6 protein-coding genes are annotated in these 11,757 nt (G+C 54.0%); 2 read left to right on the top strand and 4 right to left on the bottom strand.

The genetic code is table 11. The features are described from left to right. Both FBQ85_18355 and FBQ85_18350 read left to right on the top strand, forming a co-directional pair. The coding region (locus tag FBQ85_18355) for a penicillin acylase family protein (protein ID MDL1877098.1) at positions 1-1,400 on the top strand (1,400 nt) is incomplete at its 5' end. A 256-nt stretch (positions 1,401-1,656) separates the two neighbouring features. Further along, on the top strand, positions 1,657-2,844 hold the full coding sequence (locus tag FBQ85_18350; GenBank protein MDL1877097.1) for a glycosyltransferase: 1,188 nt from the start codon (positions 1,657-1,659) through the stop codon (positions 2,842-2,844). A 168-nt stretch (positions 2,845-3,012) separates the two neighbouring features. Here the strand turns inward: FBQ85_18350 and FBQ85_18345 are convergent, their stop codons facing one another. The 4 genes from FBQ85_18345 to FBQ85_18330 form a co-directional block, all read right to left on the bottom strand. Continuing rightward, complete coding sequence (locus FBQ85_18345) at positions 3,013-4,947, bottom strand: CocE/NonD family hydrolase (GenBank protein MDL1877096.1); 1,935 nt, start codon at positions 4,945-4,947, stop codon at positions 3,013-3,015. A gap of 177 nt (positions 4,948-5,124) precedes the next feature. After that, the gene (locus FBQ85_18340; protein ID MDL1877095.1) at positions 5,125-5,478 is read right to left on the bottom strand and encodes a hypothetical protein; all 354 of its coding nucleotides are present in this window, start codon (positions 5,476-5,478) and stop codon (positions 5,125-5,127) included. 371 nt (positions 5,479-5,849) lie between these two features. Continuing rightward, positions 5,850-8,822: a T9SS type A sorting domain-containing protein gene (locus FBQ85_18335; GenBank protein ID MDL1877094.1), complete on the bottom strand. Its 2,973-nt coding sequence runs from the start codon at positions 8,820-8,822 to the stop codon at positions 5,850-5,852. A gap of 319 nt (positions 8,823-9,141) precedes the next feature. Continuing rightward, complete coding sequence (locus FBQ85_18330) at positions 9,142-11,436, bottom strand: T9SS type A sorting domain-containing protein (GenBank protein ID MDL1877093.1); 2,295 nt, start codon at positions 11,434-11,436, stop codon at positions 9,142-9,144. Positions 11,437-11,757 lie beyond the last annotated feature (321 nt).

The raw sequence follows: 11,757 nt of genomic DNA, 5'->3' as shown, positions 1-11,757 counted from the left end.
ACAGTGCCTGGGAAAAACTCACTGTGTTCCATGAGCTGATTCCGATGAAAGACGCCGACTCCGTGCTGTTTGTCATTCGGCAAACCCCGCGCGGGCCGCTGGTTGATGATATTCTCGCCGGCGCCCGCCCGGATTCGTTTGCGATTTCATTCCGATGGGCGGGCTTTGAGAATTCCGATGAACAGCGCGCCATTCTCGCGCTCAATCGCGCCCGCTCGTGGGGTGAATTCCAAGCCGCGATGCGGCATTTTACCGCGCCTTGCCAGAACGTGGTTTATGCTGATACCGCCGGCAACATTGGCTACTATGCCTGCGGCGTCGTGCCAATTCGCCGCGACGGCAAAGGCTATTTGCCTTATCGCGGCTGGGAGAACGCCGGCGACTGGATCGGCGCGATTCCGTTTGACCAGATGCCGCATGCCTTCAACCCGCCGCAAAATTTCATTGCAACGGCCAACAACAAAATAGTTGCGCAACAATTTCCCTACTATCTTGCCGTGGGCTGGGAGCCGACGAGCCGCATCGAGCGCATCACGGAATTATTGGCGGGCAACGCCAAAGTCGATGTGGACTTTTTTGCCGCAATGCAAAACGATGTGCTCTCTAAACACGCGCAATATGTGTTGCCCCGCCTGAAGGGATTGTTGAGCGACACAACGGCAGGGGCGGTTAGCGACACGGTTTTGAGTGAAACGGAACAGCAGGCGCTGCTCCTGCTCGGAGATTGGGATTATGTCGAAAGCGCGGAAAGTGTGCCTGCCGCCATTTTCAATGTCTGGGCCTGGGAATTTTTGCAGGCAACGATTAAGGATGAACTCGGTGATTCGTTGTTGCAAAGCTATACACAATGGCCGACGCTGGCCGTGCGCAGCCTCGAATATTTCGCCGCCAATCCCGCCTCAGCGTGGTTCGATGATCGCCGGACGGAAGCGCGTGAAAATGCGCGCGACATTGCGCGGCGTTCCTTGCAACAAGCCGTGGCCTTTTTGCAAGAACGGTTCGGCGATTTGATCGGAGATTGGCAATGGGGCCGATTGCATCAACTCACCCTGGGGCATGTGTTCGGCGAGCGTGAGCCGCTGCAGTATGTTTTTAATGCCGGTCCGTTTCCGTTGGGCGGCTCGCCGAACACCGTCAACAAAGCGGAATATAGTTTTTTTGAACCCTACCACGCCAAGGTCGGGCCCTCGGTACGAATGATCGTCGATCTGGCCGAGCCGGATACACGCTTGCAGGTGTTGCCGGGCGGGCAATCCGGCCAGCCGTTTAGCGAGCATTATAAAGATCAAATCCAGCTATGGCAGAGGGGACAATACAAGCGCGTGTTGATGAACCGCGAGATGCTGGCTCAAACAAGCAAAAACGTCATGCTTTTGCAGCCGGCTACAGCACGCGAATGATTTATTGCGTTTCAATCAGCCCGGCGCTTGACAACTTTAACAGGGTAATACGACTTTTTTTGTATAAACTTTTGTTCATCCGCTTACTCCGGACTTCACTTCAAAACTTGCCCGGCTTATTCAATTTTTTCCTAACCGAGATGCGCCAATAGTCGCCTTCGGTTCATCCCGCGCTCCCCTCCTAAAGTTAATTCCAGGCTAATAATCGCTTAATCTGGCAAGAATATATTTGCACACGCTTATTCAAGTAAGGAGCATGTCAATGAATATTCTGAGCAACGCGATTTTAGCACTCCTGAGTTTGAGTTTGCTGGTTTATGTTCTGCAAGGCGCAAGTTTGATTTATCAAACGCGGCGAAAAAAATCGGCGAATTCAAACCGGGAGCCGGTTTCGATACTCAAACCGCTGTGCGGTAAAATTGACGGCTTGGAGGAAAATTTAGAAAGCTTTGCGAGGCTGCAGTACCCGAACTATGAAATCATACTGGGTTTGAAATCGGCAGGCGATTCCGCCTTACCGGTTGCCCAAGCCTTCAAGGCGCGGCATCCGGGCTTGCCGGTTAAAATCGTAATCGACGCGCGGCGGTACGGCCATAATCCCAAGGTCAACAATCTGGTGCCGATGATGCTGCACGCCGCGCACGATCTCGTGCTGATCAGCGATGATAACGTACGCGTCGCGCCGGATTATCTCAGCAACACGGTCGCCGAAATGACGGCAGAAACCGGGTTGGTTTATAACTTGATTCACGGCGCCGGCGGTAAGCGGCTGGGCGCGATTCTTGAAAATCTGCATCTCAACTCGTTCATTGCCGGCAGCGTCTGCTTTCTGCACACCCTCTTGCGGCACGCTTGTGTCATCGGAAAATCCATGCTGTTCCGCCGCTCGACGCTGCAAGAAATCGGCGGCCTGCAAGAAATCCGCGATGTGTTGGCGGAAGATTACCTGCTCGGCCGCTACTATCAAAGCCGGGGCTATCGCGTGGCGCTGTGCGCCAGCGCGGTGAAAAACATCAATATCAATTGGTCGGTGCGCAGTTTTTGGAAGCGCCATGTGCGCTGGGCAAAAATGCGATTTTGGATCGGCACCTATCGTTACGCCAGCGAATGGCTCGGCAATCCGCTGCCGCTCGCGTTGGCGGGATTGATCTTGCAACCAAGCCTGCCTGCGTCAATCGCCTTCGTTCTATTTTGTTTCAGCAAGATCCTGGCCGATTGGCTGCTGGCGCGGCGCGTTTCGCGCGAGGTTTCGTTGCGTCACTTTCTCTTGACGCCGTTGAAAGATTTGCTGATCGCGGCCATCTGGTTTGCGCCATTTGTAAGCCGAACAATTTTGTGGCGGGAGAAAAAATATCTAGTAGGATTGGGGTCAAAGTTGCGTCCCTACAATGCTGAGGAAGAAGCAATTCTGTATCCCCACGCCCCACTTCCGGTTTTGAGTTAGCACGTTTTTCGTGGCCCTGAACTGCTGCTGAAAACCGGAGTCTTTATAAACGCCGAACGCGCGGCAAGGACTCGCCGCGCGTTTGGCATTTTTAGATTCAAAGCAGATTTGCAGACAACTCGCCAAGTTGAAACAGCCTTGACGATCCAATCAATGAAACCACACTGCTCAAGGCGTCGTGACCAGCGGCAGCTCAATAAAGCTCGCCGAATTAGGCGCGTGATAAACGCGATGCACGGCTTTTTGGTAATCCTCGGGCTTGGCCCAAAAAATATTGGGTACGAATTTCTGCGGATTGCGGTCGTAAAGCGGAAACCAGCTCGATTGCACTTGCACCATCAGGCGATGGCCGGGCAGAAAGACATGGTTCGCGGTGGGCAATGCGAAACGATAAGCGAGGGGCTTGTTGGGCGCAATCGCCTTGGCCGTCTCCAGGCTTTCGCGATAGCGGCCGCGAAAAATATCGGCTGAGACCATCAATTGATACCCTCCCATTTCCGGCTGAGCCGCCACTTCATCGGGATAAACGTCGATCAGCTTGACTACCCAGTCGGCATCCGTGCCGCTGGTGGAAGCGATCAAATTCACAATGGGCTGGCCGCTGATCTTCACCGGCGCGGTCAACACTTCCGAGACAAACACGACCACATCGGGACGGCCGGAAGCTTCGCGCTGATCGTCCACCAGCCACTGCGGCCAGGTCAGTCCGGCATCATAATAACCGACAGGTTGAATGGGGCGTGCGCGAAAAGGCACAGGTTTGGCCGGATCAGAAACATATTCTTCGAAAGTCGCATCGTTGGCTTTGGGCGGATCGAAACGCAGCTTCAAACCGGCAGCAAGATACAGCGGCGTTGGCTGTACGGTGCAGCCGCTCGCGCAACCGGCCGGCCACGCAGGCAGATGACGCCAGGTATTCGTTCCAGTTTCATAAGCCGACACCGGCGCGACCTCGGCCCGCGGCGCGCCCTCTTTGAGATATTGCGCCAAAAACGGCCGCAAAATTTCCTGGCGGAAATAGAGCGCGGTATTGCTGTTGAATTTGAGCGCGCCCAGGGCGCTGCCGTCCTCAATCGACTGGCCGTGATACCAAGGCCCCATCACGAGAAATACCTTATCGTTATTCGTATCATTCGGCTCAATGGCCTGATAAACGGCAATAGCGCCGTAAATATCCTCTTGATCCCAGAAGCTGTGCACGATCATCACCGGCACGTGCAGCGGCCGCGCCGCGAGCAATTTGTCCACGGCTTGATCTTGCCAAAAGGTATCATAACTCGGATGCGCGAGAATTTTCCGCCAAAAGCCGAGCTGCTCCAATCCGCGGCGCCGTCCCAACTCGCCAGCCGAGCCTGCGGACATGTAGGTCTCATAATCGTCGAAGTGGCTGGTCCACCAATTGGCTTCGGAGCCGCGCTTCGCCTGCTGCCGGTAGATAAACGGCATCATCTGCTGGCGAAATGCGCCATTGTGAAACCAATCATCGCCAACCCAGCCGTCAACCATGGGATTCATGGGCACGGCGACTTTAAGCGCCGGATGCGGATCAACCAGCGCCATCAAGGTCAGGAAGCCGTTATAAGAAATGCCGAGCATGCCCACCTTGCCGTTGCTCTCCGGAATATTTTTCACCAGCCAGTCGATGGTGTCGTAGGTGTCCGTGGCATGATCAACCGGCGTAGGATTCTGCGGCCCGCGCAGCGGGCGATTCATGAGGTAATCTCCTTCGGAGCCGTGTTTGCCGCGAACATCTTGCACCACGCGAATATAACCATCGGCAACGATCACGTCGGTGGCGTTATCATACCCCTGCAGGATGGGATCGAGATGCGCACTGGTGTTGTGGCTGGTGAGCGCCGAGGCATTGTACGGTGTGCGGGTTAAAAGGATTGGCGCGCGTTGAGCGCCTTTGGGCACAATGACAACCGTGTGCAGCTTGACGCCGTCGCGCATGGGAATCTTTACTTCGCGCCTGGCATAGTTGAACGCTTCCGTCTTTACCTCAAACTGCGCCGGCGTTTCGCTCGGCAGCGCCGGATAAGTTCCTTGCGGAGCCGGAATCTGCGCTAGCACAGGCATAGCGAACAAGAGTCCGCAAAACATCGCCGCGAGGAATTGTGACCGGCAGATCCTACTTTTCGACTTGTCAGTGTTTTTTATTGCCTGTTGTGAAATGGGGATACGCATAACGTTTCTCCTCCTTACTCATGGGCCATGATCTTTGTAGCCAGGATTTGTGGGTATGCAGCCATATTGGAGTGATGTGCTGGGCAACTCGCGTTATGAAGAGCGCAGTGCCAGGCGGGTCCAAGCCGCGCCCAGCACATCCACGACGCCAAACAGAATGAGCATGGGCTGGGCAAAGCCGAGTGCAACGAAGGCGACGAAAAAGACAATCACCGCGGCGCGGGCATTGACTGACCAGTGGAAAAAGCCGGTGTTTTCGCTGCGCGCCGCTTGCAAATAATAGTATGAGAGCAGAAGCACAAGCATGCCAACAACACGAATCCAAACTTCTTGGGTGGCGGCAAAGCCAAACGTAACCAGCACAACATTGGGGCTTACGACAAAGGCGCCTCCCAAAATGAGCAGATAAATTCCCCAGAAAAAAACAGTCCTGGCGGCTCGACTCACAGACATACTCCTTTTCATTATTCTATTAAAAGTGAAATCTTTGCTGTAAAGGCAAAAACTTTTCACGCAAAGACGCAGAGCCGCAAAGGTTCCGCAAAGAAGAACCTTGCGGGTTCTTTGCGCCTTCGCGTCTTTGCGTGAGGCTTTTTCTTTTTGGTTCCGGCTCGTCCGGCTTAGGGTATATTTTAAAAACCGGCATGCCATAATTGGAAAAATTTTAAAGAATTGCAAGCCCTTGGTGCCGGCAAATGCAATCTATGCCGTACACCTCCCTCCGAAAAAGAGAGCGAAGCATGTTTTAGCATGCCTCGCTCTCGCAAGAATTCTGCAAAAATTTTGTGAGATTTTGAAGCTCTGGAAGGCCAGTATGCTTATTTTACCAGCAAAAGCTTGCGGGTTGCGACCTGTTCGCCTGCCTGCAAGCGGTACAAATAAACTCCGGCAGCTAGGCCGCTCGCATCAAAATGCACATGATGTTCGCCCGCCGGCAGTTTGCCGTTGACCAGCGTAGCAACATCACGCCCGGCAAGATCGAAAATTTTCAGCGTCATGACGACCGTAGCCGGAAGCGAAAACGTAATTTGCGTGGACGGGTTGAAGGGATTGGGATGATTTTGCGCGAGCGCGAAAATTTTCGGCACAGGAACGCTGGCCGGCGCGGCTACGCTTGTGGTAATGGATCCTCGGATGACCAGGCTATAAACCGAATTGTAGCCGGTGCTGCCGATCTTCGTGCCTTTGCCGGTGGTGGGATTGATTTGCAGGAAATCGCTCACGGTGTTCAGCGCAAAACCAGAAAGCCCGAAGAGATTGCCGGCGGCGTCGAATTCGAGTTCAGGCATGCGGGCAAAACCGCTGTTTCCAATCAAGGTCGCTGCGCCTGTGGTTTTGTCGATTTGATAAACGTTTGGCCCAACCCGCGCCGCCCACAGCGATCCATCAACGGGATTGAATGCCAGGCCGGAAAGCAGTGTGAGATTCGTATCGCCGACCAACGTCGTGTCGCCATTCGCGAGGGTAATGCGATACAATTTGCCTTTCGTGAATTCCGCGCCGTAAAGATCATCATTCACATCGAATGCAATTGCACGCAGGTTGGGCACGGGGATTGTCACACTGGGATAAGCTTCGCCGGTTTGAGCATCGACGCGCACGATTACCGTGGCAACGCTGTTGGCAACGGTTCCATAAATCACATTATCCGAAGGCCGCAGACTCATGCCGGTTAACTCATCAAAATTCGTGGCGCCGATGGCAACGCCGGCGCCGTCATTGGAATTGATGGTGAATAAAACGCCAGCGGAGGAGCGGCCGGCATTCGCATAAATTGAGCCTGCTGCCGCGGGTCGAATTGCGAACCCCTTGCCGCGCAAGCTTACCGTGGTTGTGGCATTCGCGGGATCGTTACTCGTTATTTGCACAGCGCCAAAATCGACGCTCGGCGTCGTGGGACGGAAGACAATCGGCACGTTTACACGATTGCCGTAATCCAAGGACACGGGCAAATTGGGCGTCGAGAGAAAACGGAACGCTGAACCGGAAATTTGAAGCGCGGAAATCACCAAGTTCGCAAGGCCAAAGTTGGTAATCGTGAACACCGTTGTGTCGGTGCTAACCGAAGATTCTGCCAAGAACCTCACCGTATCCGTATCGGCAACCAACGTCGCGTCAAGATTTGGATATTTGACGCCCACCGCAGACCACGCCGCCAGTGCGGTTTGATATTCCTCCGAGGTATTGCCATACAAATCCATGGCGGAATAGATCGTGCCCAAGCGTGCGTCAAAATAACCTGAGTTCGGCGTCAAGTAGGTCGTCAAGTTGCGATAGGCAATGCTTTCAGCTTTCTCAAGGCCAAGGCCGTTAATGGCATAGGCTTCATTCTTGTCGTTCACCCCGCTGCCGCCTTCGCTGAGCAGATAGAACCAGTAATTTTGCACGCCGCTGTTCGTGTGAACGCCGCCGTAGTCGTTGTTATTGTTGGGTGTGCTCGTGGTTGGAACCCAACCGAGACCCTGATAGGTATCGGGATCACCAAGCGCACGCGGATTCGACATTGATCGAATAAGGACTCCATCCTCTCCCACCTCCCAACTTCCCTCAGCGCCCAGCATGAAAAATTCCACGGCATTCCCAAAAATATCGCTGAATGATTCATTCAAGGCGCCCGGCTCGTTGGCATAAATCAGGCCCGCGGAGAATTGCGTTACGCCGTGGGTAAATTCGTGCGAAACGATGTCGATGGAAACCAGCGGGGTGGCGTTATTCGTGCCGTCGCCAAACCGCATGCGGCTGCCGTCCCACTGCGCGTTGAACCAGCCGTTGTCAAAATGCGCATACGAGCGAATGACGGCATCGTTATTGTCATAACTTCGCCGGCCGTGGCGATTGAGAAAATAGTCATACGTGGCTTCCGCCGCCCAATGTACGCTCACGCCCGCTGCTTGATAGCCGGTATTAAATTCACTATCCGAGTCGGTGAAATCTCGCGCGTTGCTGAAATTGTCGGTGCGCTGCATGTCAAACGTTTGAATGCCCCGCCCTCGTCCCGCTTCGCGCAGGCGATAGCTAAGGGCCGTGACTTGATCCACCGTAATAGCCACGGCGCCGTTATAAACGGTCACGCCAGTGCCGGGAACGTCCACGTCGTGTAAAAGTGAAGAGACTTTCACAATAGCGCCGGTGTTCGTTTCCACGTCAACGGCATAACGGCCCAGCGGCCTTTCGGCATAAATATCGAAGCGATAGACCAGCCGAAAATCATCTACACTTTGCGCGTTATGGCCGGCGCTTATTTTTAGTTCGCCCTTGGGCGCGAAGGTCGCATGAGGATCATCTTGTTCGCGCCGCAAAAACGCCTCGTTGTCAGGATTTTCCCACATGTATGCTTCCGCGCCAACGTGCGCCAGCGCAAAATCCAATGCCCGCGCTTCGGACAGCGCCGGCCTGGTTTCGATATTCAGACCGGCAACGAGATCACCGTGGGTGAGAAACACGTTGCCGTTCTTTTCATGCACCAAAAAATGACGATCCGCGATCTCCAGTCCCTTGTAATACTGTTGCAGGCGATAATGTCTCTGGCCAAGTTGATCAGTTGCAATCGCCTTCTGCCTGAATTCGTCTTCCGAAGACAAATTCAAGAGGTGACGATAGTTTTCAAAAAAAGCCTGCGAGGACATTCGTTCGGCTTCGGAAAGATGCTGCACGTGCGTGAGCGGCCGTTTGATGGCAGCCGAGGAAGTCGAGTTTGGACGCTGCTGTGCCAGGGTTGCAAGGTTCGCAAAAACGATCAACGCACAGGAAAAACGCACGAAACGGGTTGTGCGGACATTAGCTTTTTGCATCAGAGCGCCTCCGATTTTGGGGGTGAACACCAAAGGCAGTTTATTTTGAGAAAATCGTGAAGTACAGTGTGAATCCGTCGCCACAAGAAAGGAGTCAATAATGAATGGGAAGAATAGGTAAAATGATGGAGATTATTTTGCACACGGAACAAGATTCGACATGTAATAACCCACGGGCAGCGCCCTGGGAACCGATAAAATCTCTCGCACATAGCCCTTAAGGAGCGGCATTCCTGACCTTGTTCTATGGCGCCACGTTGGGGCTTGGTGATATCTCATGAATACCGATTTTCCAGGGCGTTGCCCCTCGCAGCAATTATTAACGCACAACAATCAACTTGCGTACGGCCGAGAAATCCGCTGCGGTGATCTTGTACAAATACACGCCGTTGCCGACCAATGCGCCATGCGTATCGCGGCCGTCCCACAACGCCACAAACGAACCGGCTTGCTTGATTTCATTGGTCAAGGTTCGCACTTCACGGCCCAGAACATCATAAATGCGCAAAACAACGGGAACGCTGCCGCGCGTGTGCGCCGGAATTTCGTAGGTGATTCTCACACCGATTTGTGCTGCCGCGCCATTTGCCAACACAAACGGATTGGGATAGCTTTGGCCCAGAGCGAACCTGGCAGGTAATAGATTTACCGGTTCATCGGCCACCTCGGTTGCCTGCGTTACATTCAAAACGACGGCAACCGGACGCACGGCGTTATTCGGATCATTGCTCTGAATTTCCAAGAGAGCAATGTTCTGGCCGGCAGAAGCGTGTTCACTTTCCAGAAGGACTACAATGGTATCGGCTGCGCCGGGACTCAAACGCCCAGCTTGTGGCGAAGCCGTCAACCAGGGGAAATCGACAACGGCAAAATCGCGTTGTTGCTCTTCCAATATATAAACCAACGTGTCAACCGTCCCGGTATTCGTGATGACAAATGAACGTGTGCGGCTCTCGCCCTTTGGCGCCGTGACCACGATCGAAGCACTTGAGATTTGCAAATTCGGCGCTTCCGGGCCGACCTGAGCAGCGGACACAATCAAATTATAATGCCCAAATTTTGAGGTTCGATTAGAGGGGCTGCGGCGGCAACGAACATACAGCGGACCGTTTTGCGCGGGTTGATATTCCAGAGAAGAACGTAATAACTCGAAAGCGTTGTTGTTGCCCGATTGCGGCGTGCCAGCGTTGTCGTTGCTGGCCAGTTCCGCGCCGCTCGCATCGTGAACACTGAGATAGGTGTCTGCGCCGTCCCGCATAGTGTTCGTATTGATGGCATAATTTACGCTTGAAAATGCCTCGAACACCACCCAATCCTCGTCGCCTTCCGGATGATGCGTGTGATGGGTAGCCGCGCCGCCGACTTGTGCGAACGAGAGCTTGACGGCCTGTGCGGGCGTATTGTCATTTTCAAATGAATCCGGGAAATATTGGATATTGTGATTCTTATAAAACAACTCACGCAAGGTTTCGGTTTGTGGATTTGTGATATTCGCATTCCACACATCAAAAAAATCTTCAAAGGTTTGCGGCTCGGAAAGCGTGGCCATCAGCAAAGATGTCACCAGCCACGTCTCGTCAAAGGTGCGCATGACTTCATAGCCGGGCTCGTCATCCACGCCGGGCGTGAAATCCGGAGTATCCGGGCCGTCCGTCATATCCCACAAAGCGGACTGCACGGCATTCTCGGAGGACGCGCCCTCGCCGGTTCGCACTTCAAGATCATATGAAAAGCTGATGCGATTAGGGGTAGAGTCTCCCACGGAATTAACGTAAATGTTCGGATGCAGGTCTCCGCCCCACAGCCGCACATGCGAACCCCAAAAAGTCGGCCAGCCTTCACCCCAGGATAAGCGCGGGTCTTGCGCACTGTCGCCGATGTAATGTGTGCCACCGGGATTGTCGTCAAAGTCGCCAAAGTTGCGCTCGATATAATGCCCCAATTCATGTAGAATGATCGTGTCGTCATAACCATAATCGGGGCCTAAAAACACGCCGCCGCCCGGGCCGGCGTTGGAGCGGTAATAGGCAAAATCATCGGTGCGGTTGATATTAAAATTGACGATCGTTTTGATTGCCAGGCCCGGACGGGCGCCGTTCACTACTTCCAAAAAATCGGCGCAATCGAGCATCGTGTCATAAATGTTAAACGGTTCGCCGCCGGCGCGGTATTGCGCCACGGCCGTGCCCATGTCAATGTTTTGTGTCGGGCTGTGATTGGCATAAAGTCCGCCTTCAAAGGCATGCGGGGTTGTGCCGTTATTGGTGGAACTGGTCATGACCATAACCGCTTGATAAAGGCCAGCGGTGTTGCTGCTGTTCGCGACGACGACAACAGAGATTGTTCGAATTTGATTGTCGCTCACCGCAATGCTGTACTCACCGTTGAGATTGGTGGCGCCCTGCGCCAGCACAACGTTGCTGGCGTCGTCCAAAATCAACACATCCGCCAATCGAATCGGCCGGTTCGGACGCACACCGGTAAAACCGCTGAGATCGAGTTCGAGATCTTGATACATAAAGCGGCCGGTCACGGTAAAATCGGCGTGCGCCGCAGCCGCCAGCATAAATACCGGCATCAGAATCCAACATACAAACATGCGCATCGAACGCATAATCGTCTCCTCTACGCAATGAGATTACAAGTGGGGTCTCAAACAAATTATCAAAGACGCAACGCCGTCGAGCCTGGCAACAGCATCCGGCGGCGCGGCTGCTTAATTGGCGGGTTTTTTACGATAAACCTGAATACGTTCAGCGCCCTCGTAGCCGCTCACTTCGCGCGGCGCTGCGGTTTTTTGAAGCTTTTGCTCGGAGTCGAGATAGGCGCTGCGGTAATTGACGAACGCGCGCAGATCGATCGGGCCGCGGGCGTAGAAGACGTTGAGGTTCCAGTTGCGGCGCGGCGCGCCGCTGAAGGGCAGCAGGACGCCGGG

It is taken from the genome of Cytophagia bacterium CHB2, from assembly GCA_030263535.1.
Classification (GTDB): domain Bacteria; phylum Zhuqueibacterota; class Zhuqueibacteria; order Zhuqueibacterales; family Zhuqueibacteraceae; genus Coneutiohabitans.
The sequence above is the reverse complement of the archived record's forward strand: the minus strand, read 5'-3'. Positions and strand labels throughout refer to the sequence as shown.

What these genes read in the sequence shown, in the direction of transcription:
- FBQ85_18335 (MDL1877094.1), bottom strand. Translation starts at nt 8,822, where the DNA reads ATGCAAAAAGCTAATGTCCGCACAACCCGTTTCGTGCGTTTTTCCTGT.
- FBQ85_18350 (MDL1877097.1), top strand. Translation starts at nt 1,657, where the DNA reads ATGTCAATGAATATTCTGAGCAACGCGATTTTAGCACTCCTGAGTTTG.
- FBQ85_18330 (MDL1877093.1), bottom strand. Translation starts at nt 11,436, where the DNA reads ATGCGTTCGATGCGCATGTTTGTATGTTGGATTCTGATGCCGGTATTT.
- FBQ85_18345 (MDL1877096.1), bottom strand. Translation starts at nt 4,947, where the DNA reads ATGTTTTGCGGACTCTTGTTCGCTATGCCTGTGCTAGCGCAGATTCCG.